Annotated in this window: 18 protein-coding genes; 8 read left to right on the top strand and 10 right to left on the bottom strand. The window is 71.8% G+C overall.

The window, feature by feature from the left end:
- Positions 1-183 precede the first annotated feature (183 nt).
- A complete protein-coding gene (locus tag FB559_RS38820; protein WP_141962589.1) occupies positions 184-1,515 on the top strand; it encodes a nitrate/nitrite transporter in 1,332 nt (443 codons plus the stop codon).
- A gap of 2 nt (positions 1,516-1,517) precedes the next feature.
- Here FB559_RS38820 and FB559_RS38815 read toward each other — a convergent pair whose 3' ends face one another.
- The 3 genes from FB559_RS38815 to FB559_RS38805 all read right to left on the bottom strand — a co-directional run bounded on the left by FB559_RS38815 (position 1,518) and on the right by FB559_RS38805 (position 5,011).
- Positions 1,518-2,528 (bottom strand): enolase C-terminal domain-like protein, encoded by a 1,011-nt coding sequence (locus FB559_RS38815; protein WP_246122794.1) that lies wholly within the window; start codon positions 2,526-2,528, stop codon positions 1,518-1,520.
- Between the two features lie 111 nt (positions 2,529-2,639).
- Positions 2,640-4,076 carry a GuaB1 family IMP dehydrogenase-related protein gene (locus FB559_RS38810; RefSeq protein WP_141963225.1) on the bottom strand — a complete coding sequence of 479 codons (1,437 nt, stop codon included), beginning with the start codon at positions 4,074-4,076 and terminating at the stop codon, positions 2,640-2,642.
- A gap of 83 nt (positions 4,077-4,159) precedes the next feature.
- Positions 4,160-5,011, bottom strand: coding sequence for a polysaccharide deacetylase family protein (locus FB559_RS38805; protein ID WP_141962587.1), 852 nt, complete (start codon positions 5,009-5,011; stop codon positions 4,160-4,162).
- Between the two features lie 510 nt (positions 5,012-5,521).
- Here FB559_RS38805 and FB559_RS38800 point away from each other — a divergent pair.
- From FB559_RS38800 to FB559_RS38790, 3 genes are all read left to right on the top strand, one after another.
- The gene (locus tag FB559_RS38800; RefSeq protein WP_141962586.1) at positions 5,522-8,497 is read left to right on the top strand and encodes an AfsR/SARP family transcriptional regulator; all 2,976 of its coding nucleotides are present in this window, start codon (positions 5,522-5,524) and stop codon (positions 8,495-8,497) included.
- A gap of 197 nt (positions 8,498-8,694) precedes the next feature.
- Complete coding sequence (locus tag FB559_RS38795; protein WP_141962585.1) at positions 8,695-9,585, top strand: Lrp/AsnC family transcriptional regulator; 891 nt, start codon at positions 8,695-8,697, stop codon at positions 9,583-9,585.
- Between the two features lie 219 nt (positions 9,586-9,804).
- Positions 9,805-10,665 carry a LysR family transcriptional regulator gene (locus FB559_RS38790; protein WP_141962584.1) on the top strand — a complete coding sequence of 287 codons (861 nt, stop codon included), beginning with the start codon at positions 9,805-9,807 and terminating at the stop codon, positions 10,663-10,665.
- 64 nt (positions 10,666-10,729) lie between these two features.
- Here the strand turns inward: FB559_RS38790 and FB559_RS38785 are convergent, their stop codons facing one another.
- The 3 genes from FB559_RS38785 to FB559_RS38770 all read right to left on the bottom strand — a co-directional run bounded on the left by FB559_RS38785 (position 10,730) and on the right by FB559_RS38770 (position 14,625).
- Positions 10,730-11,686 carry an NAD(P)H-dependent flavin oxidoreductase gene (locus FB559_RS38785; RefSeq protein WP_141962583.1) on the bottom strand — a complete coding sequence of 319 codons (957 nt, stop codon included), beginning with the start codon at positions 11,684-11,686 and terminating at the stop codon, positions 10,730-10,732.
- A 330-nt stretch (positions 11,687-12,016) separates the two neighbouring features.
- The gene (locus FB559_RS38775) at positions 12,017-13,558 is read right to left on the bottom strand and encodes an MFS transporter (RefSeq protein WP_246122793.1); all 1,542 of its coding nucleotides are present in this window, start codon (positions 13,556-13,558) and stop codon (positions 12,017-12,019) included.
- Positions 13,559-13,590: 32 nt separating this feature from the next.
- The gene (locus FB559_RS38770) at positions 13,591-14,625 is read right to left on the bottom strand and encodes a GDP-mannose 4,6-dehydratase (RefSeq protein ID WP_141963221.1); all 1,035 of its coding nucleotides are present in this window, start codon (positions 14,623-14,625) and stop codon (positions 13,591-13,593) included.
- Positions 14,626-14,822: 197 nt separating this feature from the next.
- Here FB559_RS38770 and FB559_RS38765 point away from each other — a divergent pair, with 197 nt between their 5' ends.
- Together FB559_RS38765 and folP are read left to right on the top strand one after the other, a co-directional pair.
- Positions 14,823-15,206 carry a Rieske (2Fe-2S) protein gene (locus FB559_RS38765; protein ID WP_185792681.1) on the top strand — a complete coding sequence of 128 codons (384 nt, stop codon included), beginning with the start codon at positions 14,823-14,825 and terminating at the stop codon, positions 15,204-15,206.
- Between the two features lie 56 nt (positions 15,207-15,262).
- Positions 15,263-16,063 (top strand): dihydropteroate synthase, encoded by an 801-nt coding sequence (gene folP / locus FB559_RS38760; RefSeq protein ID WP_141963219.1) that lies wholly within the window; start codon positions 15,263-15,265, stop codon positions 16,061-16,063.
- Here the strand turns inward: folP and FB559_RS38755 are convergent.
- Positions 16,027-16,590 (bottom strand): CGNR zinc finger domain-containing protein, encoded by a 564-nt coding sequence (locus FB559_RS38755; RefSeq protein ID WP_141962580.1) that lies wholly within the window; start codon positions 16,588-16,590, stop codon positions 16,027-16,029. The two genes, folP and FB559_RS38755, sit on opposite strands and share 37 nt — an antisense overlap.
- Positions 16,591-16,690: 100 nt before the next feature.
- The gene (locus tag FB559_RS38750) at positions 16,691-17,269 is read right to left on the bottom strand and encodes a hypothetical protein (protein WP_141962579.1); all 579 of its coding nucleotides are present in this window, start codon (positions 17,267-17,269) and stop codon (positions 16,691-16,693) included.
- 361 nt (positions 17,270-17,630) lie between these two features.
- On the opposite strand from FB559_RS38750, the gene FB559_RS38745 reads away from it, so the two are divergent.
- Positions 17,631-18,221 carry a PaaI family thioesterase gene (locus tag FB559_RS38745; RefSeq protein WP_246122791.1) on the top strand — a complete coding sequence of 197 codons (591 nt, stop codon included), beginning with the start codon at positions 17,631-17,633 and terminating at the stop codon, positions 18,219-18,221.
- 60 nt (positions 18,222-18,281) lie between these two features.
- Here the strand turns inward: FB559_RS38745 and FB559_RS38740 are convergent, their stop codons facing one another.
- A complete protein-coding gene (locus FB559_RS38740) occupies positions 18,282-20,033 on the bottom strand; it encodes a S53 family peptidase (protein ID WP_185792680.1) in 1,752 nt (583 codons plus the stop codon).
- 394 nt (positions 20,034-20,427) lie between these two features.
- Here FB559_RS38740 and FB559_RS38735 point away from each other — a divergent pair, with 394 nt between their 5' ends.
- Complete coding sequence (locus tag FB559_RS38735) at positions 20,428-21,867, top strand: NAD(P)/FAD-dependent oxidoreductase (protein WP_141962577.1); 1,440 nt, start codon at positions 20,428-20,430, stop codon at positions 21,865-21,867.
- 7 nt (positions 21,868-21,874) lie between these two features.
- Here FB559_RS38735 and FB559_RS38730 read toward each other — a convergent pair whose 3' ends face one another.
- The gene (locus FB559_RS38730; RefSeq protein WP_141962576.1) at positions 21,875-23,329 is read right to left on the bottom strand and encodes an amidase; all 1,455 of its coding nucleotides are present in this window, start codon (positions 23,327-23,329) and stop codon (positions 21,875-21,877) included.
- Positions 23,330-23,349 lie beyond the last annotated feature (20 nt).

Below are 23,349 nucleotides of genomic sequence, written 5' to 3'. Positions count from 1 at the left end.
TCGTGCGGCCGGGACGTTTCGCCGCTGAGTCCCGTGTATTACCCGGCGGCAACAAGCGGCTCACCGGAGGCGCGGCCCAGCGGTGCGCTCACAACGCGTGTCTCCGCCGGGTGCGCGGAACGTATCGCCGCCGAATCACGCGGCACACGGCCGGGAAACGGCAGCTTCCTACCGTCCCCCTCCATGACCACCGTTGAGCAACGCCCACCGGCCACCGGCACGGACGGCCGGTGGATCGCCGACTGGCGACCCGACGACCCGGAGTTCTGGGCCGGGACCGGCGCCGGGATCGCACGGCGCAACCTCGTCTTCTCCATCTTCTCCGAGCACATCGGGTTTTCGGTCTGGAGCCTGTGGTCGGTGCTCGTGCTCTTCCTCGGGCCGGAGTACCACGTCGACCCGGCCGGCAAGTTCGTGCTCACCACCGTTCCGACGGCCCTCGGAGCGGTGCTGCGGCTGCCGTACACCTTCGCGGTCGCCAGGTTCGGCGGCCGAAACTGGACCATGGTCAGCGCGGCGCTGCTGCTCGTCCCCGCCCTGCTCGCCGCCGTCCTGATCAGACCCGGCGTCTCCTACGGGACCCTGCTGGCGATCTCCGCGGTCGCGGGCGTCGGCGGCGGCAACTTCGCCTCCTCGATGGCGAACATCAACGCCTTCTTCCCGCAGCGCCTCAAGGGCTGGGCCCTGGGCGTCAACGCCGGCGGCGGGAACCTGGGCGTGGCCGCGGTGCAGCTCGTCGGCCTGGCCGTCCTGGCCCTGGCGGGAGCCGGCCATCCGCGGCTGGTGGCCGGCGTCTACGTGCCGCTCATCGTCCTGGCCGCCCTCGGCGCCGCGTTCGGAATGGACAACCTCACGGGCGTCCGCAACGACCGGCGGGCCATGCGCGACGTGGCCGGGGACGCGCACACCTGGATCGTCTCGCTGCTCTACGTCGGCTCGTTCGGCTCGTTCATCGGTTTCGGCTTCGCCTTCGGCCAGGTGCTGCAGGTGCAGTTCGCCACCGACTTCGACACCCCGGTGAAGGCCGCCTACCTCACCTTCCTCGGGCCGCTGCTGGGCTCGCTGGTCCGCCCGGTGGGCGGCTGGGCCGCCGACCGGCTCGGCGGCGCCAGGATCACGTTCGCGGGCTTCGTCGCGATGGCGCTCGGCGCCGCGGTCGTCCTGCTCGCCTCGGCACGGGGCTCGCTGCCGCTGTTCATCGCCGGCTTCGTGGCGCTGTTCGTGCTCAGCGGGATCGGCAACGGCTCGACGTACAAGATGATCCCGGCGATCTTCCGCGCGAAGACGCCGGTGGAAGCGGAGGCCCGGAGGCTGTCCGGGGCCCTGATCGGCCTCGCCGGCGCGATCGGCGCCCTCGGTGGCGTCCTGGTCAACCTGGCCTTCCGGCAGTCCTTCCTCGCGTACGGGTCGGGCGACGGCGCCTATGCCGCCTTCATCGCGTTCTACACGCTCTGCGCGGCCGTGACGTGGGCGGTCTACCTGCGCGACTCGCCGCGCAGGCTGCCGGGCGTCTGACCTCAGGCGGGGATGCGGAGGGACTGCCGGGCGAGCCGCGCCACCCGGGTCTCGTCGATCGCGTGGCCCAGGCCCGGCTGGGTGAGCGGCACGGCGACGACGCCACCGGTGATGGCCACCGGTGGCGTCACGACGGCGGTGGCCGTCGGCGTCTCGGTCACGTCACTGGGCAGGTCACAGCCCGGCAGGCTGGCCAGCGCGACCGCGGCGGCCTGGCCGATGCCGAACCCGTCCGCGCCCCCGCACCAGGTGTCCCATCCGGCCGCGAGCGCACGGTCGTGCGCGCCACGTGCGGCGGTCAGGCCGCCGAGCCGTGCGATGCGCAGGCCCAGCATCCGGCCGGCGTTCATCGCGATGGCGGTGTCGACGGTCTCCAGGTCGGCCGGGTCCAGGCACACGGCCGTGCCGATCTGCCGTTGCAGGCGCGCGTACGCGGGCAGGTCGCCGCCGGGAAAGGGGCGCTCGATCGCCAGCAGGCCGTACGCGTCCAGGGCCTCCAGCGCCTTGAGGTGCTCCGGTGACTCGGTGTAGGCCTCGCCCGCGTCGGCCTGCAGGGCGATGGCGGGAAAGGCGTGGCGCACCGCGCGGACCGGCTCGACGTCCCAGCCGGGGTGCACCGCGAGGGTCACGCGTGTGTAGCCACCGCCGACGAGGCGGTTGACGCGGGTCAGCAGCACGTCGAGGGTCGGCTCGGCGCTCAGCCGGGCCCCCGCCATGATCGAGGTACGGGTGCCGCCGAGCGAGTGGGAGAGCGGGCTGCCCTGACGGCGGCACCACAGATCCCAGCAGGCGATGTCCGTCGCGGAGGCCGCGGCGCTGCCCCCCAGGCCGCCCACGCCGCCGACCTCCTCGGGCAGCTCCCATTCGAGACCGAGCAGGGCGGGTCCGACACGATCCTCGATGTCGGCCCAGCACATATCGGAGCCCGCCACCTCGCCCCAGCCCGAGAGGCCGTCGTCGCCGGTGACCCGGACGACGATGCTCTCTGGCCGGCGGCCACGCGGCATCGCCATGCGATATGCCTCAAACCCCTCGATGCGGGGCATGTCACCGTCCTCGACTCGACGTCCCTTCTATGATCCACCCATCGCGGACATGCTCGAACGCGAGCGACCCGCCGGCGATCACCAGCTGACGTGCAGCGCCTCACCCTCCGCGTAGCCCGAGGAGCTCTGCACCCCGACCAGGGCACGTTCGTGGAACTCCTCCAGCGTCCGCGCGCCGGTGTACGTGCAGGAGCTGCGCAGCCCCGCGATGATGCCGTCCAGCAGATCCTCGACGCCCGGGGACTGCGGGTCGACGTACATCCGCGAGGTCGAGATCCCCTCCTCGAAGAGCGCCTTACGGGCGCGGTCGAACGGGGAGTCGTCGGCGGTCCGCAGGCGTACGGCGCGCGCCGAGGCCATGCCGAAGCTCTCCTTGTAGAGCCGGCCGTCGGAGGCGCGCTGCAGGTCGCCCGGGGACTCGTATGTCCCGGCGAACCACGAGCCGATCATGACGTTGGCCGCGCCGGCGGCCAGGGCCAGCGCCACGTCGCGCGGATGCCGCACCCCGCCGTCGGCCCAGACGTGCCGGCCCAGGCGGCGCGCCTCGGCCGCGCACTCGAGCACGGCCGAGAACTGGGGACGGCCCACGCCGGTCATCATGCGGGTCGTGCACATCGCCCCCGGCCCGACGCCCACCTTGACGACGTCGGCACCCGCCTCGACCAGGTCGCGCACGCCCTCGGCGGTCACCACGTTGCCGGCCACGACCGGCACCTGCGGGTCCAGGCGCCGCACGCGCTTCAACGCGCCGATCATCTTCTCCTGGTGCCCGTGCGCGGTGTCGATGACCAGGACGTCCGCGCCCGCCGCGAGCAGCGCCTCGGCCTTCTCCTCGACGTCGCCGTTCACGCCGATCGCGACCGCCACGCGCAGCCGCCCTCCGGCGTCCACGGCGGGCTCGTAGAGCGTGGCGCGCAGGGCTCCGGTCCTGGTCAGCACGCCGGTCAGGCGCCCCTCGACGTCGACCACGGGGGCGAGCCGGTGGCCCCTGGCGTGAAGGGTCTCGAAGGCCTTCTGCGGGTCGACGGTGTCGGGGAGCGTGAGCAGGTCTCGCGCCATGACCTCCCTGAGCTGGGTGAACCGGTCGACGCTCAGGCAGTCGGCCTCGGTGACCACGCCGACGGGGCGGCCCTCCTCGACGACGATCACCGCGCCGTGTGCGCGCTTGGACAGCAGGCCGAGCGCCTCGCCGACCGTGCTGCCGGGGCTCAGCCTGATCGCCGTGTCGACGATGAGGTGACGGGCCTTGACCCAGCTGATGACGTCGGCGACGACGTCGACCGGGATGTCCTGGGGAATGACCGCGAGACCCCCGCGGCGGGCGATGGTCTCGGCCATCCGGCGGCCCGACACGGCGGTCATGTTGGCGACCACCACGGGGATCGTCGTGCCGCTGCCGTCGGAGGTCGACAGGTCGACCTCGAGGCGGGAACCGACGTCCGAACGCCGGGGCACCATGAAGACGTCGTTGTAGGTCAGGTCGTGAACCGGTTGATCACCGTTCAGCAGGTGCACGTTCGTCAACACCGTCCGTCATCTGGGCGAATAGCCCGGAAAGGGCCATCCTCCATTCTGATGGATACCCGCGAGTGCCCGGTTCAAGAGGAATCGGCGAGGAGCTTCGAGACCGTCACCAGCCGCAGTCCCCTGGCGCGCAGGCCCCGGATGACACCCGGCAGGGCGGCGTGCGTCTCGGGGGCGTTGGGCGGGCCGTTCAGGTGCATGACCACGATCGAGCCCCCTTTCGCCTCGCGCAGCACGGTGCGCGTGATCGCGTGCGGGTCGTGGCCGAACGCGTCGCCGCTGATCACGTCCCACTGCACCGGCGTGACCCCCGCCGCCAGGACCGCGCGTACCGCGGCCTTGTCGTGGCAGCCGCCGGGGAACCGGAAGTAGGCGGTGTGGCCGGGCACGTACCGGTCGAGGATCGACGCGGCGTGCCGGACGTCCGCCGTGCGCTTCCGCGGCGCCAGTACGGGCAGGCCGTAGCACGGCGTGGAGAACGCGCTGTGCTGGTAGGAATGGTCGCCGAACTCCAGCAGCGGGTCGGCCGCCAGCGTTCTCGTCACGTCCGGATAGCGCTTGATCCACATCCCGGTCGCGAAGATGGTCGCCGGGGTGTGCGTGGCGTCCAGCGTCTTGATGATCCGGTGGTCGTAGGAGGATCTGACCCGTTTCGCGTCGAGCGAGCGCCACATGCCGGGTGTCATGTCGGCGTCGAAGGTGAGCGCCACCATCCGGGAGCCGCGCGCCCCATGGAAGACCATGCCGTGTGGGCGCGGCGGTGTGGGCGAGGGCGTGACGCGCGGTGCCGCGGCACGTACCGGACGGGCCGGACGCCGCGGCCGTACGGGTGGGCGGATGTCCGCGTGAGTGCGCCCGGCCGAGCCTCCGAGCGCGCCGCCGGCCACCAGGAGGAGCACCGCCGCGGCAAGACGTCGCCATCGCATCCGGACAGTGTGCCGCGAACCATCAGAACGTGGACCTAGCGATCGTTTACCCGGCCACGGACGACCAGGTCACGCGCACAAAACTTGTACTCGACGGCGACACCCTCCATCGAGAGAACACGAGAGCGGCTGCGGCACCTGGGCGGACCGCCGCCGGCGGCGGCACACAACAACGGTGTCACCGGCCGCCGCTCGGTCGAGTCCGTGTCCGGCCAACGCCGCTGGGATCATCCGGCGGACCCCGGCCCCCGATGTGGGGGCAACCCCCACATCGGGGGCTACCGGAGGCGCCCCCTGGGACATAACGGTCACGAGACGACTCGAGTCACCTCCGAAACGGGGGTGAGAAACCGCGAATAGGAACCTTTCCTACCTTCAGTGTTGACCATGAGTGATTTCTTCATGCGACACTTAAGTTCTGAGCTGAGCTAAGGATCTTGCCGGCCTTCTCTCACGGCGCTTCCCCTGGCGCCGTACGTCGAGGCCGGAACCCCTCGCTGAGAGGCAGGCATGCAGGTCAGGCTCTTGGGTCCGGTGGAGCTGTGGGACGGCGCAGCGTCGGTTCCCCTCGGTCCGCGCGCCCGTGCCGTACTCGCCGCACTCTCACTCGACCCCGGACGTGTGCGGAGCGTCGACCGTCTGATCGAGGCGGTGTGGGGTGATCGCGCGCCGACGACCGCGACCGCGCAGATCCAGGCGTGCGTGTCCGCGCTTCGCCGCGCCTGGCGGGTCGCCGACCCCGGCGGAGAGCCGGTGCGCGACGTCATCGTGACCGTCCCTCCCGGCTACGTGCTGCGGACCGGCCAGGTCGACCTGCTGGAGTTCGAACGCCGGATCGCCGTGGCGCGCCGTCTCGACCCCGCAGGCGCCTCGGAGGAGCTGCGGACCGCTCTCGCCCTGTGGCGCGGGCCGGCGCTCGGCGGCCTGCCCGGCCTCGCCGCGGAGGCGGCGCGCCTGGAGGAGCGGCGGCTGACGGCCATCGAGGAGCGGATCGACGCCGATCTCGCCCTCGGCCGTGCCGGCGACCTCATCCCCGAGGTGGTCTCCCTGGTCGCGGCGCATCCGCTGCGCGAGCGCTTCCGCGGCCAGCTGATGCGCGCGCTGCACCGTGCGGGCCGGCGTTCGGAGGCCCTCGACGCCTATCACGACGCGCGCGACACGATGGTCGGCGAGCTCGGCCTCGAACCCGGCCCCGACCTGCGCCGGATCCAGCAGTCGATCCTCGCCGACGACACCTCGCCGGGCCCGGCCGCCGAGCCGGTGCCCGCGGCCGGGCGGTCGCCGCTGCCGCCCGACATCGCCGACTTCACCGGCCGCGTCAAACAGGTCGCCGAGATCGCCGGCGCGCTGACCTGGCGGCCCGAGCCGTACGGCGCGGTGCCGATCATCGCCATCAGCGGACGTGGCGGTGTCGGCAAGACCACGCTCGCCGTGCACGTGGCCCACCGGCTGCGGCGGGAGTTCCCCGACGGGCGTCTGTACGTCGACCTGCGGGGCACCGAGGCGACCCCGGCGGACCCGTCGGGCGTGCTCGGACGGCTGCTGCGCCGGCTCGGCGTCGACGGGGCGGCCATTCCCGCCGACCCGGACGAGCGCGCCGACCTCTACCGCACCCGCCTCGACGCGAGGCGTGCCCTCATCGTGCTGGACAACGCGGCGGACGAGAGTCAGGTCCGGCCGCTACTACCCGGCAGCCCGCTGTGCGCGGTCATCGTCACCTCGCGGCGGCGTCTCACCGGACTGGCCGGGGCCACCCGCATCGAGCTGGACGCCTTCGAGCCGGCGCAGGCGGCCGAGCTGCTGACGCGGGTCGCGGGGGCCGAGCGGGTGACCGCCGAGCCCGAGGCCGCCGACCGCGTCGCGGCTCTGTGCGACCGGCTGCCGCTGGCGCTGCGGATCGCGGCGGCGCGGCTCGCCGCGCGGCCGCACTGGACGCTCGACCGTCTCGCCCGGCGGCTCGCCGACGAGCACCGGCGCCTCGACGAGCTGGTCCACGCCGACCTGGAGGTGCGCGGCAGCCTCGCGCTCGGCCATCGCGGCCTGTCCGCCGTCGCCCAGCGGGCGTTCCGGCTGCTCGGGCTGCTCGAGGTCACCGACTTCGCCGCGTGGGCCGCCGCGGCACTGGTCGACGTGCCGATGCCGGAGGGTGAGGACCTGGTCGAGGAGCTGGTCGACGCCCGGCTGCTCGAGGTCGCCGGCCGTGACGCGACCGACCAGCCGCGCTATCGCTTCCACGACCTGCTGCGCGTGTACGCGCGCGAGCGCGCGGTGGCCGAGGAGCCGCCGGAGGCGCGCAGGGCGGCGCTGAGCCGGGCGCTCTCGGCCTGGCTCGCCCTGGCCGACGAGGCCGAACGCCGGCTCCCCAACTGCTACTACGCGCCGCTGTCCGGCGACGCGCCCCGCCGGCCACTTGACGAGGAGGCCGCGGACGCCCTGCTGGGCGACCCCCTCGGCTGGTTCGAGAGCGAGCGCTCGGCCATCACGGCCATGGTCGGACAGGCGCGCTCGGCCGGCCTTCCCGGGCTGTGCTGGGAGCTCGCCAGCGCGAGCCTGCCGTTCTTCGAGTTCTGCGGGGACGTGGTCGAGTGGCGCCGCTGCTGCGACGACGCGCTCTCGGCCGCGCGCGAGTCCGGCGACCTGCGCGGGGAGGCCGCATCGGAGATCAACCTGGGCGCGATGCTCTACGTGCAGAGCGAGTTCGGCGAGGCGCGGCGGCACTTCGAGCGTGCAGGTGCCCTGTGCGAACGCATCGGCGACGGGTACGGCCGGGCCGGCGCGCTCTGCGGGGTCGCGGGCACGGTGCGCATCAACGGCGACCCCGAGGCGTCCAGGCCGCTGTGGGCGGAGGCGCTGCGGCTGTTCGGTGAGCTGGGCGACCGGCGCGCCGAGGCGTACGCCGTCGAGGGCCTCGGCCTGTGCGACCTGGACCAGGGACGTGCGGAGCCGGCGCGGGCGCGGTTCGAGGAGATGCTCCGGCTCTACCAGAGCGCGGGCAACGCCATGGGCGAGGCGCACGCGCTACGGCGGCTGGCGACCGTTGAGCTCGAGCTGGGTCGTTACGCCGAGGCGCTGCGGCTGCTCGAACAGGCGCTGCCGACGTTCCGGGCGATCGGTGACCGGCTGAGCGAGGCCGTGGTGCAGATGCGGATGGGGGAGTGCCTGGTCCGGCAGAAACGCCACGACGAGGCGCGGCCACTGCTCGATCTGGTGATGACGACTTTTCGCGACGTCGGCTGGCGCACGTGTGAGGGGCATGTGCTGCGGCTCGCGGGGGAGATGCTCCTCGCCGACGGCGACGCCGACGCGGCCGCCGGGCAACTGGAGGAGTCTCTGCGGATCTTCCGCGACCTTCAGGAGTCGCTGGACGTCGCCGAGACGCTTCGCTGTCTCGCCGACACACATGCGACGAAAGGGAACGAAGAGGCAGCTATAACCGCACGAGACGAGGCTCGCGAAATCCTCGCCGAATTGGGACGCGAGTTCTAGGACCATGATCCCGGACGTTGCCATGCCGCCGGAAGACGAACCGCGCGGCTTTCGGCACCGACTCCGCGCCACACCGACAGATCCGTGGTCCTCGCACGGACGAACACGAACAACGCTCCGTTTTCGCGACGAAGACGTCAGTAATGAAATGATCATGCAAGCGGTTGCAGGAACATACAGGCTCTAGGAGGACCCCCGTGCTGGATGCGGTCGACGCTGTGCTCGTACGCGAGCTACAGCGGGATGGGAGGGCGACCTTCCAGGCGCTCGCCGACCGTGTGGGCCTGTCGCGCACGGCCGTGCGCACACGCGTGCAGCATCTTCTGGATTCGGGGATCGTGCGCGTGGTCGGCATCGTGCACGCGTCCGTGATCGGAACCGGCGCCATCGGTCATCTCTTCATCGACGTCGACGGCCCCGCTCGTCACGTGGTCGACGCCGTCGCCAGAAAGTCCGCGGCCTGGTTCGCCGCCCTGGCCACCGGAGCGCACGCCGTCGTCGCGGAGGTACGCGTCCGCGACGACGCGAAGCTCGCCCAGGAGGTCGACGGGGTCCGGTCACTGCCCGGCGTACGTGGCGTGGAGGTCTTTCGCGTCATCTCCGTGGTCAAGGACGCGCACTCGGTCGTCACCGAACTCCCCGACGTCTCCCTGGACGAGATCGACTGGCGGCTGCTGCGCGAACTCACCCACGACGGCCGCACGCCGTACACCCGGCTGGCGGAGGTCGTCGGCCTCTCCCAGGCGGCGACCCGCGCGCGTGCCGTACGGCTCATGCGCACCGGAGTGATCCACGTGAGCGGCATCGTCGACTCACGTGCCCTCGGCTCCGGCGAGCTCGCCGGGGTCGGGGTCCGTGTCTCGTCGGACGTGGAGACCGCCGCCGGCCGCATCGCGCGGCTGTCGGGAATCAACTACGTGGTCACTGGCTTCGGCCGTTACGACCTGGTCTGCGGGATCGACGCCACGTCCCGTGACCTGCTGCTGAGCACCCTCGAGGCGGTACGCGCGGTGCCGGGCGTCTGGGTCGGGGAGTCGTGGCACCACCTCGACGTGGTGAAGCAGACGTACGGGGCCGACCTCGACTGAGGGCCCGCACGGACGGGCGCGCGCCCTACCCGCGCGGGCTCGTCAGAGTTCGAACGGACAGGACGGCGATACTGCGCGGTGTCCAGGCGGCGGCCTGGACACCGCTCGCCACGCGCGTCCACCCGGGGGGCTCTGAGCATCGTCCCCGGTGGGCGAATGTCCGAGCCGATTCCGGCTATGTCCAGGACTCGGCCCGGCGCATTGCCCTACCGTCGAGCCATGAATCTGCGGCAGCTGCGCTACGTCGTGGCGACCGCCGACCACGGCACCATGACCGCGGCGGCGCAGGCCCTGTTCGTCGCACAGCCGGCGTTGTCGCGTGCCATCAGGGAGCTCGAGCGTGAGCTGGGCGTCGAACTGTTCGCCCGCGCCGGCCGCGGGGTCGTGCTCACCGACTCCGGCGAGCAGATCGTCCGGTACGCGCGCGACGCCCTGCAGGCGGTCGACGCGATCGAGACGTTCTCGGCCGCGCCCGCCGGCGGCCGGCCGGGGGAGCTGCGGGTCGCGTCGACCTCCACACTCGAACCCGAGCTCACCGCGCGCCTGCTGCCGGAGTTCGCCCGCGAACAGCCGGCGACGCGGATCCGGGTGGTCCGCTGCGACGGCCGCGAGTCGGTCGGCGCCGCCGTACGCGACGGCCGCGCCGACCTGGCCCTGACCGACCTGCCGGTCCCGGGCGACCTGGCCGCGCATCCGCTGGAGCAGCGGGAGATCGTGCTGATCTCCCCGCCGGGCCTGAACCTCCGTGAGCCGGTCCCGCTGTCCGCGCTCGAGGGCCTGCGGCTGGTGATGCCGGCCCGTGGCAGCGCCCGCCGGACCGAGCTCGACGGGGTGCTGTCCCGCATCGGCGTCACCCCGGTCCCCGCCGTGGAGTCCAACGAACGCGGCTCCTGGCTCGCCTGGGTACGCGCGGGCGTCGGATCACTGCTCTGGTACCGCAACCAGGTCGAGGCGGTGGACGGCCTGGCGGTCCGCTCGTTCATGCCGCCGATCACGACGACGATCGGCTTAGTCCACGTCCGCCGCCCGCTGCCTCCGGTGGCACGCGACTTCCTGGCGTTCGCCAAGAGCCGCAGCTGACCCGTCGTAGAAGGAGGACCCGGGCGCGATCGCTCGCGGCCCGCCGGGATCGCTCTGGCCTCGGTCAGCCGTTACCCGCCGAGGCGAGGGCGCGTTCGGCCTCGGCCGCCAGGTCGGCGACGATCTCGGCCGCCGAGCCGACCGAGGTGATGAGGTCAAGAGCCTCGCCGGCCCAGACCGGAACGACGTCGAGGTCACCCCGTGCCGCGGCGGCGCGGTATGCCTGCTGGACGGCCGTGTCCTGGGCGAGTTCGCCTTCCCGGTCCTTCCACCGGTCGAGGAACTCATTGCGCAGTGTCCGTGCCGTGTAGCGCTCGGGCCACGGTGCGCCCCGGGCGATGTCCAGCACGCGGCTGCGCTCGGTGTTCTCCCCTCGGCCGTCGAGGAGCGCCTTGGTGACCTCCGGCGGAACGAGCGCTTCCAGACTCGTCTGGAAGCGCGTGCCCAGCAGCGCGCCGGCCCCTCCCAGGGCCAGAGCGGCGGCCAGTCCGCGCCCGTCGGCGATCCCGCCCGCGGCCAGTACGGGAGTCGGCGAGACCAGGTCGACCACCGCGGGCACGAACGGCAGAGTGGCGCGAGACCCACCGTGCCCTCCGGCCTCGCCTCCCTGCGCGACGATCACGTCGGCGCCGGCATCGAGCGCCCGCCTCGCCTCGTCAAGGTCGGTGACCTGCACGATCAGCTTGACGCCCGCGTCGCGGACGAGTGGCGCGAAGGGGGCGGGGTCGCCGAAGGAGAGCATCAGCGCGGCCGGTTCGTACTCCAGCGCCCATGCGATGGTCTCGGCGTCGACGGCCCAGGCCCAAAAGCCGATGCCCCAGGGGTCTGTCGTCTGGCCGCTGACCAGCGCGAGCTCTCGTTCGAGCCAGTCACGGTCACCTCGGGCGCCCCCGACCAGACCCAGCCCGCCGCCGTTGGATACCGCGGCCGCCAACGCGCCGCCGGCGGAGCCGCCCATCGGCGCGAGCGCGATCGGATGCCGGAGCCCCAGGGAGGCGGTGAACGCCGTCGTCAGTGACATGCGATCCATCATCGCCGGGAATCCATGATCGGGCGAACGGGCACGTCAACGGGGTCGATCTTGTCATGTACCGATGATCGGTAGATAAAGCTGACATGAGCAGGCAGATGCAGGAGCCGACGTTCCTGATCCTTACGGCTCTGGCCGATCGGGCTCAGCACGGCTACGGGATCATGCGCGACGCCGAGCTGATTTCTGACGGAAGGGTCCGGCTGCGGGCCGGCACGCTGTACGCCGCGCTCCTCGCCGGAGCGTGGCCGACACGCAGCGCCACCGGCCGCCGGACCGTCGTCGCAGGGATGAACCGCGTCTCGGGCACCGGATCGGACGTCAGGCGGGCTGGTGGGTGGTGCCGGGCTCGAGGGGCGGTGCGCCGATCGGGCAGTTGAAGTCGCATTCGGGGCTCGCGGTCGCGAGGTCGGGGCTGAGCACGTCGTCGTGGACGATGAAGAAGCTCAGTGCCGCGCCCACGACCAGCAGCAGCGCCCCGATCGTCATCGCCGTGTGGAACCCGTGGTCGAACACGCCCGGGTCGTTGTACGCGGTGCCGGTGAGCCCGACCGCGGGCGGGACCCCCGCCACGGCCAGCAGGCCGGCCGCGCGGGCGACCGCGTTGTTGACCCCGCTGGCCACGCCCGCGTGCTGCATGTCGGCCGTGGCCAGCACCGTGGCGGTCAGCGGCGCGACCACCATCGACAGGCCCAGGCCGAACACCAGGGCGGCGGGCAGCACGTCGGCGACGTAGGAGGCGTTCGGGCCGATGCGGTACGTCAGCGCCATGCCGGCGGCGGCGAGGATCAGTCCGGCCGTCATCGGGTAGCGCGGGCCGATCCGCTGGGCCAGCGCGCCCATGCGGGAGGACAGCAACAGCATGAGGATCGTCACGGGCAGCAGGGCCGTGCCCGCGACCACGGGGGAGTAGCCGGCCACGACCTGCAGGTCGACGACCAGGAGGAAGAACTGCACCCCCATGCCGCCGTACACGATGAAGGTCACCACGTTGACGGCGGTGAACTGGCGTGACCGGAAGATGCCGAGCGGCAGCATGGGGCTCGGGCCACGCCCGCCGGACCGCCGCCGTTCGACCACGACGAACGCCACGCCCGCCGCCACTCCCAGCACGGCCGCGACCACGACGGCCGTCATCGATCCCTTCGAGGGGGCCTCGGTGAGCGCGTAGGTCACCCCGGCGAGCGTCAGGGCGGCGAGTGCGGCGCCGAGCACGTCGAAGCCGTGGTGTTCGGACTCGTCCTTGCTTTCTGGCACATGCCGCGCCGCGACGAGCAGCACGACGGCCGCGACCGGGAGGTTGAGCAGGAAGGCCCAGCGCCAGCCGGCCGCGGCGATGAGCCAGCCGCCGAGGAAGGGCCCGATCGCCCCGGCGACGCCGCCGAGGCCGGACCAGGCGCCGATCGCCCGCGGCCGGTCCGCAGGCGTGAAGGACGCCTGGATGATGGCGAGGGCTCCCGGTGTCAGGAGAGCGCCGCCGATGCCCTGCAACGCACGCGCCCCGATGAGCACGCCGATGCTGGGCGCCAGGCCGCACAGCGCGGAGGCCAGGGCGAACCAGACGACGCCGATCATGAAGACCTTGCGGCGCCCGAAGCGGTCGCCCAGCGAGCCGCCGAGCAGGATCAGGCCGGCGAGGGTGAGGGTGTAGGCGTTGACCGTCCACTGCAGACCCGCGACCGAGGAGTCGAACTGGCGGCCGATGCGCGGCAGCGCGACGTTGACGATCGTGGCGTCGAGCATCGCCAGGCTGGAGCCGAGCACGGTGGCGGCCAGCACCCATCGACCGCTCGCCTCCGAGAGCCGCAGAGGTTTCGACGGGACGATCACCGCGGGATCCGGGGACCCGTGTTGGGAGGACACCCGGCCATGGTCGCATGCCGGGCCGACACTGCTTACCAGTGGTCGAAACTCAGTGGTTCGTCCTCGGGCCGGTCCGAGCGCGACAGCAGCGCCAGGTCGGAATCGACCATCATCGTGACGAGTTCCTCGAAGGAGACCTTCGGCTCCCAGCCCAGTTGGTCGCGGGCCTTCTTGGGGTCGGCGCACAGCAGGTCGACCTCTGCCGGCCGGGTGAGCGCGGGGTCGGTGACCACGTGGTCACGCCAGTCGAGGCCGGCCGTGGCGAAGGCGAGCTCGACCAGCTCGCGTACGGACTGGGTCTGTCCGGTGCCGATCACATAGTCCTCGGGCGTCTCGGCGGCGAGCATGAGCCGCATCGCCCCGACGAAGTCACCCGCGTAACCCCAGTCCCGCCGCGCCTCCAGGTTCCCGAGCGTCAGCTTCCCGGTCATGCCGAGCTTGATCCGGGCCACGCCGAGAGTGATCTTCCTGGTCACGAACTCCGACCCGCGGCGCGGCGACTCGTGGTTGAACAGGATGCCGCTGACCGCGAACATGCCGTACGACTCGCGGTAGTTCTGCGTGATGAAGTGCCCGTAGGTCTTAGCGACGCCGTACGGGCTGCGCGGGTGGAAGGGCGTGCGCTCGTTCTGCGGGGTCTCGCGCACCTGGCCGAACATCTCCGAGGAGGACGCCTGGTAGAAGCGGATCTGGCCGCCGGCGGGAGTGCGTGATCCGCCGATGCCACTGACCACCCGGATCGCCTCGAGCATGCGCAGCACGCCCATGCCGGTGACCTCCGCGGTGATCTCGGCCTGCTGCCACGACATCGGCACGAACGAGATGGCGCCGAGGTTGTACACCTCGTCGGGCCGCACCTTCTCCACGGCGGAGATGAGGCTGCCCTGGTCGAGCAGGTCCCCGTAGGCGAGCCGCACGTCACCGATGTGCTTGCGCAGCCTGGAGACGTGCGGGTTGGACTGGCCCCGGACCAGACCCCAGACCTCGTACCCCCGTTCGAGCAGATGCTCGGCGAGGTAGGAGCCATCCTGCCCGGTGATCCCGGTGATGAGCGCTCGCGTGGTCAGCGGAACCTCCAAGCTCACGGGACTATGCCCGTTTCGTCTCACAGAGATTAGCCGTCCCGCCGGGCCCGAAGCGACAGCGGGAGGCGCTGAGACCGAATCCGGTTCGAGGCAGGGCGTACGCGGACCGCCGCTCACCGCGCGCGACGGCTATGGAATGCGCCGCCGAAGTGCGAGAAGATCACCGCATCATGCTGGGCGTGCGGATCTTCAGGTGGCGGCGTCGCGGCGACGGGGGGCTGGTCCGCGTCTGCGCGGACGGCGATCTCGCGGACGGGGAGATCCGCCGGCTGCGGGAGCCCCCGGCCGTGCTCTGCCGGGCCGGTGGACGGCTGTACGCCCTCGGCCTGCGCTGCTCGCACGCGGGCGCCCTGCTCAGCAAGGGCACGATCGTCGAGGACTGCCTGGAGTGCCCGCTCCACGGCGGGCGGTTCGCGCTCGACGGCGGGAGCGTGCGCAGCGGTCCCGCGAGCCACGGTGTGCCCGCGTACGATGTCGTGGTGCGTGAGGGTCTCGTCTATGTCTCGCGGCGCCCGCGACGGCGGGGCCGGGCGACCCGCCGCCCGTGGGGAGCCCGCCGGTGACCGGAGCGGACGCTCCCCTGCGGCTGCACGGCCGGTCGCTGGAGGGCCCCACGGTCATGGCGGTCATCAACCGCACCCCTGACTCCTTCTTCGACCGCGGCGCGACGTACGGCTTCGACGCGGCGCTCACCGCGGTCGATACGGCGGTCACGGAGGGCGCGGACATCATCGACATCGGCGGCGTCAAGGCCGGTCCCGGCGCCGAGGTCGACGTCCGTGAGGAGCTGCGGCGTGTCGTCGACCTCGTGGTGGCCGTACGCGAGCGTCACCCGGAGGTCGTGATCAGTGTCGACACCTGGCGCGCGGAGGTGGGCGAGGCCGTCGCGGAGGCCGGCGCGGACCTGCTGAACGACACCTGGGGCGGTGTCGACCCCCGGCTGGCCGAGGTCGCCGCGGCACACGGCATCGGGCTCGTGTGCGCCCACGCGGGCGGCCTGGACCCGCGCACCCGCCCGCACCGGGCCGGCTACGAGGACGTCGTCGCGGACGTGATCCGGTACGTGACCGCCGAGGCGGAGCGCGCCGTCTCCCTAGGGGTACGCCGGGACGCGATCCTCATCGACCCGGCCCACGACTTCGGCAAGAACACCTGGCACTCACTGGAGATAACGCGGCGGCTGGGCGAACTGTCCGCCACCGGCTGGCCCGTGCTCGTCGCGGTCTCCAACAAGGACTTCATCGGCGAGACGCTCGGCGAGCCGGTCGAGAAGCGCGGCGTCGGGACCATGGCCGTGCTCGGCGTGTCCGCGTGGCTGGGCGCGCGCGTCTTTCGCGTGCACGACGTCGCCGCGGCGCGCCAGGCCCTCGACTCCCTGGCGGGTCAGCGCGCGGCGGACTCGCGCTGCCGCGCCCGGTAGGCGGCGACGTGCATGCGGTTGCCGCACGTACGGCTGTCGCAGTAACGGCGGCAGCGGTTGCGTGACAGGTCGACGAGGACACGGGAACAGTCCGGGGCCTCGCAGACGCGCAGCCGGTCGAGCTCGCCGGCGGCGACGACGTAGGCGAGCGCGATGCCGCACTCGGCGGCAAGGTGCTCGGCCAGCCGCGACCCGGGGGCGAAGAAGTGCACGTGCCAGTCGTAGCCGTCGTGGTCGGTGAGGTGCGGCGACGTACGCGCCTCACCGACGATCGCGTTGACCCGGCGTACGGTGCCCTCGGTGTCCTCCGGCGCCTGGAACAGCTCGTGGAACCGGTCGCGCAGGCGCAGCGTCGCCTCCAGGTCGGTGGCGTCCAGGTCGCAGACGTCGCTCACCTCGTTATGGTCGACGAACTCCTGGAGTGTCGTCAGGTCGGGGAGGTGATCCTCCCCGGCCACGGACGGCCCCGTGTTGACCAGATCGACCACGGTCCCAAGCGCGTGCTCCGTGTCATGACTGAAAAGCACTGGAACTCCCGTTCAACGCCGACCTGTCGCCGACTTCGCTGACGTTGCCTCTGACATCACCGTATTCCTTCCGTGATGCTTACCGGCCCCGTACGTGCGGTCAGCGAACGTAATGAGGGTCGGCGATCACGGGGTAGAGCGCGTCGGCGTCCCGGTGGCGCACGGTCATGACGATCGTGGTGCCCTCCAGGCGGTACTCCGCCGGGATCGTGCGGTACAGCGAGTCACAGCCCCAGGGCGCGTAGAACCGGCCGACCGTGGCCCCGTACCGCTCGTGCACCACGTCGTACCCGCCGGACGGCGTCGTGTCCAGCGACAGCCCGTCGCCGAGCCGTACCGGGAAGCGGAACTCCTCCGGGGCGTCCGGGCCGTTCAGCACCGTGACGAACCGGACCCCCGCGGCCGTCGTCTGCCCCATCACGTCCGTGTCGGTCTCGAGCCCCGCGAAGACGCGCAGGCTCGGCCTGACGATCGTGGCCGCGCGGTCCTCGGACGTCCCCGCGACGCCGATGTGGATGCGCTGCCCGTCACGCGTCGGCGCCCAGACGCCCTCACTCGCCAGCTCCCCCCAGCTGACGTCCGGATTCTCGTATTCGGGAGGTTCCGAGCGGCCACTGATCGCCAGAACCCCGGTCGCGGCCTCGATCGCCGCGGTCACCTCATCACGTGCATGCCTCATGGCGGATCCCCTTCGCCTGTGTGTCTCATCCCCGTCCTGATCACGTCGTCTCAACGCATCAGGTTCACGCACTCTGCAATGAAATCCGGGTGGATTTTGGTTGTTTCGCCGAACTACAGGTTGCAAATTAATTACATTGCGTGGCGTGACACGCCGACGCCGTCATATCGGCTGGTGAACCGGCGATCCAGTGGTCCCAGCCGTCCCGCGCGCACCGTGGGTGCGCCGGTCGATACCCGACGTGCCCGGGCGCGTAACGGGACACGTCGGCCCGTTGCTGAGATCCTTGTGGTCGTGCCCGGCGTGCTGGGTACGCAGGTCGTGGGCGTGGAAACGCCCGGCGCGAAGCAGAAGGAGTCCGATGGCCGATCAACCAGTGGCCGAGCAACCGGTGGCGGACCAGCCGGTGGCCGACCAGCCAGAGATCCGGGTGTCCCGGCCGCCGGAGATGCCCTCGGGCACGGTGCGGATCGTCGACCTGCCGGAGTCCGACCGGGAGTTCGTACGCTCCGCGCTCCGCCGTGCCACGCCGCTCCACGAGCTGCTCGGCCTGGAGATCGTCGAGATCGGCGAAGGCCACGCCGTGCTGTCCATGCCGGTACGCCCGGAGGCGTTCAACAGCACCGGCAACCTGCACGGCGGCGCGATCGCCACGCTCATCGACGTGGCGGCCGGAACGGCCGCGGCGCGGGGGAGCGGCTTCGAACCCGGCCGGCAGAGCCTGGTCACCGCCGACCTGCATGTGCGCTATCTCGGCCGGCCGCACGGCGATGCCGTCTACGCACGCGCCGAGATCCTGAAGGCGGGCCGCCAGCTGATCGTGGTCGAGTGCCGGGTGACCGACACCGAGGACCGCCTCATCGCCTCGGCGGACTTCAGCATGATGATCGTTCCGCTGCGCAAGCCGCTGCGCCCGATGGACAACGCCAAGGACACCGACCCGGACCTGTGAGCAGGGATCGGTGCGGGCCGCCTGGAGTCCGGCGGCCGCGCACCGAGAGCCTGCCGCGCGCTACGCGGGGGAGTTCAGCAGGATGTTGAACAGGTTCGCCGCGTTCGGGGTGCCGAGCCCGCTCGACAGGTCATACCCCGCGGTCGCCGGGTAGTAGAGGTTGTTGCCGGTGACCACGTCGTAGTACGGGGTGTTCGTCCCTCCCTGGCCCACGACGTGGTAAAAGGTGTCCGGCGCGTACCAGTAGGCCTGTTTGCGGGTCAGCATGCCCTGGTTCATCAGCACCATGCCGGCGGCCCAGATCGGGGTCGCCGCGCTCGTGCCGCCGAAGCCGTGCCACTGGCCCTTGTAGAACACCGGCAGATCGATCGCGGCGGCGGACACGTCGGGCACCTGCCGGTATCCGGTGGAGTACTGGTTGGCGACGCCGGGCGCCGCCTGGAACGCGGGCTTGGGGAAGACCTTGCTGACGCCGCCGCCGCTGCCCCACTGGTTCTGACATTTGGACAGGTTCGACCGGTCCGACCAGACCTGCTCCTGCGCCCGTGTGCCGGGGGCGCCGAACTGCATCCGCGTACCCCCGACCGCGACCGCCCACGAGGACGTCGAGGGGAAGGACACGTCCAGCGGCCCGTACATGCGGTCGCCGTACGCGCCGCAGTCACCGGTGGCCACGAACACCGTCATGTGCTCTGCTTCGGTCAGGATGCGCAGGTTCTGGTCCACCGCCTGCATGGTGGCCTGCGACATGAAGCCCTCCGCGCCACCGAGGCTGATGCTGACGACGCTGCCCGGGTGCGGGGCGGCGTAGTTGTCGTCGATGATCCGCTGCAGGGCGTTGTTGAAGGCGGTCCACGAGTCCGAGCCGGAGCCGGTGCTCAGCAGCGCCGGGTCCTCCTGGTAGTCGACGACCCGGACGCCCGGCGCCAGGCCGGCCAGCATCTCGATGTCCAGGGTCGCCTCACCGCCGGGCGGGGGAGCGGTCGCCCCGAGGTTCACGTTGGACAGAGAGATGCGGGAGTTCGCGCAGCCGTTGTAGGCCGCGATGTCGCGGGGATCGTACCCGTCCATCTCGACGAGGTTCACCGTCATGTTCTCGCCGTGCCAGCCCTGGGCCCACAGCCGGTCGTACCCGTACGCCGCCGCGATCTTCTGGTACGTCGCGGCCTGCGCCGGGAACTGCCCGCAGTTGGCGGCCTTCGCCGGCGCGGCCAGTGCCGTGGGCGCCATGGCACGGGAGTGCGGCGCCATGCTGTAGCTGTCGAGCCCCGTGACGGACAGGATGTAGCCTGCGATCTGCGTGGGGACGACCGGCATGTGGGCCGGGTCGGGTGTGAAGTAGGACCGGCCGTTCAGCTTGTGCGTCACGAACGAGGTCTGCAGGAGCTTTCCCGCCACACCCGCCTTGACGTCGAAGGACACGCTGGTACGGGTCTTGCTCGGCTTGGCCTGGATGTGCGCGCTCGCCAGGTAGGCGTTGATCTTCTTCATCTCGTCGTCGGTGACGCCGAGCTTCTGGGCCAGGCCCTGAGCGCCTTGTTTGGTGCTCTTACCGTGCCCCATCTGCTTCCACACCGCGTCGCTGATCTTCAGCGTGACGCCGACGTGAAGCGTCTGGGTGTCCGGGACCCTTCCGGTGATCGGTGCGCTCAGCGCCTGCTTGGGCAGGCCGAGGTTCAGCGGGGTGAACTTCAGCGATGACGCCTTGGTCGGTGTCGGTGACGGCTTAGCCGAATTTCCCGATCCCCCGCATCCGCTCAGCACCGTGAGTGCGAGCACCACCCGGATAAGTGCGGCCCGGCGATTGCGCACGGATCTCCCCTGTTCCCTTGTCCGTGATTTCGACGCGCACGTCCCGGTCGCTCGCCTCGGCGAAGAATCCCCGCGGGCCTCCGCCGCCGGATCGGGCGGCGTCCGGCCGGTGGAGGACCGATGCGGACCCGGTAGCCATTTCCCTACACCTGGCACGTGTGCACCGATACCTTGACAGACCGCGAAACGAGGCAGCAACACTTCAATGAACGTCGAACGGACGTAGCCTCTCATAACCGCCTATGACGTCCGTAACGCAATTTCGGTGCCGGGGTGTTCGGCCTTGTCTTCGGGGACGACGGCGCGTTAGGCCCTAGCCGGGGTGCCCTTGTGGGGTATTTCATGCCGACTGTACGGTTTGTCGCGGTCCTAGCGAACAGTGTCGGGGGGCGTCGTGCGTGGTCCGCTCGCGAGCGGGGAGGCCGTCGGCAGGACGGCCGGCTTCGTCAACGGTGACGTCTCGTTCTGGTACCGCCAGGCGGGCCTGCCGTCCGCCCGCCGCCCGCTGCCGGGCCCGCGCGAGTACGACGTGTGCGTCGTCGGCGGCGGGTTCACCGGTCTGTGGACCGCCTACTACCTGAAGCGCGCACGGCCCGGCCTGCGCGTCGCCGTCCTGGAGAAGGAGTTCGCCGGGTTCGGCGCGTCCGGGCGCAACGGGGGCTGGCTCACCGCCGAGCTGGCCGGCTCACCCGCACACTACGCACGCGCGCACGGCCGCCAGGCGGTCGTGGCACAGCAGCGGGCCATGTTCGAGAGTGTCGACGAGGTCATCAGGGTCGCCTCGGCCGAGGGGATCGAGGCCGACATCGTCAAGTCCGGCGTGCTCAACGTCGCCACCAACGCGGCGCAGCGCCGCCGGCTGCACGAGGAGCTCGCCGAGGCCCGCGCGTGGGGTTTCACCGAGGCGGACCTGCGTCTGCTCGGCGCGGACGAGCGGGAGGAACGGCTGCGCGTCGCCGGGGCGCTGGATGCCACGTACAGCCCCCACTGCGCACGTGTGCAGCCGGCCCGGCTCGTCCAGGGTCTCGCCCGTGCGGTCGAGGCGCTCGGCGTGGACATCTTCGAGTCCACGGCCGTCACCGAGATCCGGCCGCGTCGAGGCGGCCGCCCGGCCGAGGCGGTGACCGCACGTGGCAATGTGCGTGCGGAGTACGTCATACGGGCGACCGAGGGCTTCACCGCGGGCCTCGCCGGCCAGCGGCGCCAGTGGCTGCCGATGAACAGCTCCATGATCGTCACCGAACCGCTCGGCGAGGACGTGTGGGAGCGCATCGGCTGGGCGGGCAGCGAGTTGCTGGGCGACCACGCCCACGCGTACATCTACGCGCAGCACACCGCGGACGGCCGGATCGCCATCGGCGGCCGTGGCGTCCCGTACCGGTTCGGCTCGGGCTGGGACCGCCGCGGTGCCACCCAGCCGAAGACCGTCGCCGCGCTCGGGCGGATGCTCGGCGAGCTGTTCCCCGCCGCCGCACAGGCTCCGGTGGACCACGCGTGGTGCGGCGTGCTCGGCGTCCCGCGCGACTGGTGCTCGACCGCCCACGTGGACCACGCCACCGGTCTGGGCTGGGCCGGTGGCTACGTGGGTACGGGGGTCGCGACGACCAACCTGGCCGGGCGTACGCTCCGCGACCTGGTGCTCCGCGAGGACACGGCGCTGGCCGGCCTGCCCTGGGTCGGCCGGAGAGTACGCCCGTGGGAGCCCGAGCCGCTGCGCTGGATCGGCGTGCAGCTCATCTACACGCTCTACCGCGCGGCGGACCGGCGGGAGAGCGCCGGGCGCTCCCGTACGTCCGGTTACGCGCGGCTCGCCGGTCTCATCTCGGGCCGCTGACCCGCCGTCACAGTGGCGGGCGCCGCTCGCCGTACGCGGTGGCACGCTCGAACGCGTACCCGGCCCGCAGCACGGCGAGGTCGGCGCGGTGCGGCCCGATCACCTGCAGTCCGACGGGCAGACCGCCCGCGGTGAAGCCGCCCGGGACCGACAGTGCCGGGCAGCCGGTCGCGGAGATGAGGTACGCCGAGCGCATCCAGTCGACGTAGGAGCTCATCGGCTCGCCGTCGACCTCGGTGGGGTATTCGATGTCCGCGTCGAACGGCACGACCTGGCAGACGGGCGCGAGCAGCAGGTCATAGCGCTCGAAGAACTCCCGTACGCGGTGGTAGAGGCGTGTGTGCAGGACCTCGGCGCGCCCGAGGTCGGCGCCGGTGAGGCGGCGTCCGTCCTCGATGTTGGCCACGACCGCGGGTTTGATCCGATCGCGGTGGCGGTCCATGACCGTGCCGAGCCCGAGCTCGAACCGCCAGGCCCGCAGGACGCGGAAGACCTCGTCGGCACCGGACAGGTCCGGGCACGCCTCCTCGACGACGCAGCCGAGCTCGGCGAAGACCTTGACCGTGGGTTCGAGCGTGGCGACGACGTCGGGCTCGAACGGGATCGAGCCGTCCAGGCGGGGAGCCCAGGCGACGCGGAGCCCGGTGAGGTCGGCCTCGAGCGTGCCCGCGAACGCCGATCCGGGCGTCTCCAGCGCGATCGGCGAGCGGGGATCGGGGCCGGCGAGCACCGACAGCAGCAGCGCGACATCGGCGACGTCGCGCGCCATCGGCCCCTGGACGCCCATGGTGCCCCAGGCCGCCTCGTCCGGCCAGCTCGGCACCCGGCCCGGCGACGGCCGCAGCCCCACGACGTTGCAGAACGAGGCGGGGTTGCGCAGTGACCCGCCCATGTCGCTCCCGTCGGCCAGCGGTTGCAGCCCGGCCGCGAGGGCCGCCGCGCCGCCGCCGCTGCTGCCGCCCGCCGAGCGGGACAGGTCATAGGGGTTGCGCGTCGTGCCGAAGAGGGGGTTGAACGTGTGGGACCCGGCGGCGAACTCGGGCACGTTGGTCTTCCCGAGCATCACCGTGCCGGCCGCGCGCATCCGCTCGACGACGAGCTCGTCCCGCGCCGGAACATTGGTGGCGAGCAGCGGTGAGCCGGAGGTCGTCCGCACTCCGGCGGTCTCGTGCGTGTCCTTGTGCGCGACGGGCAGGCCGTGCAGCGGCGGCGGCTCGGCACCGCCGGCCAGCGCGGCGTCCGCCGCGTCCGCCTCACGCAGGGCACGTTCGGCAGTGAGCGTCACGATCGCGTTGATCCGCGGGTTGACCGCCTCGATCCGCGCCAGATGAGCCTCGGTCACCTCACGTGCCGACATCTCGCGCGCACGGATCCGGCGTGCCAGCTCACGCGCGCTCAGGTAGCAGATCTCGTCCGTCAACGAGCCCTCCGAGAATCCGGCATCGACCTTGTCACCTCCCATCTTTGGCGTCGCCGCACCCC

Source organism: Actinoallomurus bryophytorum (genome assembly GCF_006716425.1).
Lineage (GTDB): Bacteria > Actinomycetota > Actinomycetes > Streptosporangiales > Streptosporangiaceae > Actinoallomurus > Actinoallomurus bryophytorum.
This window is presented reverse-complemented; position numbering and strand designations above follow the sequence as displayed.

Coding starts and splice junctions, on each gene's coding strand:
- FB559_RS38820 (WP_141962589.1), top strand. CDS start 184: ATGACCACCGTTGAGCAACGCCCACCGGCCACCGGCACGGACGGCCGG.
- FB559_RS38815 (WP_246122794.1), bottom strand. CDS start 2,528: ATGGCGATGCCGCGTGGCCGCCGGCCAGAGAGCATCGTCGTCCGGGTC.
- FB559_RS38805 (WP_141962587.1), bottom strand. CDS start 5,011: ATGCGATGGCGACGTCTTGCCGCGGCGGTGCTCCTCCTGGTGGCCGGC.
- FB559_RS38800 (WP_141962586.1), top strand. CDS start 5,522: ATGCAGGTCAGGCTCTTGGGTCCGGTGGAGCTGTGGGACGGCGCAGCG.
- FB559_RS38790 (WP_141962584.1), top strand. CDS start 9,805: ATGAATCTGCGGCAGCTGCGCTACGTCGTGGCGACCGCCGACCACGGC.
- FB559_RS38785 (WP_141962583.1), bottom strand. CDS start 11,686: ATGTCACTGACGACGGCGTTCACCGCCTCCCTGGGGCTCCGGCATCCG.
- folP (WP_141963219.1), top strand. CDS start 15,263: ATGGCGGTCATCAACCGCACCCCTGACTCCTTCTTCGACCGCGGCGCG.
- FB559_RS38750 (WP_141962579.1), bottom strand. CDS start 17,269: ATGAGGCATGCACGTGATGAGGTGACCGCGGCGATCGAGGCCGCGACC.
- FB559_RS38745 (WP_246122791.1), top strand. CDS start 17,631: ATGGCCGATCAACCAGTGGCCGAGCAACCGGTGGCGGACCAGCCGGTG.
- FB559_RS38730 (WP_141962576.1), bottom strand. CDS start 23,329: ATGGGAGGTGACAAGGTCGATGCCGGATTCTCGGAGGGCTCGTTGACG.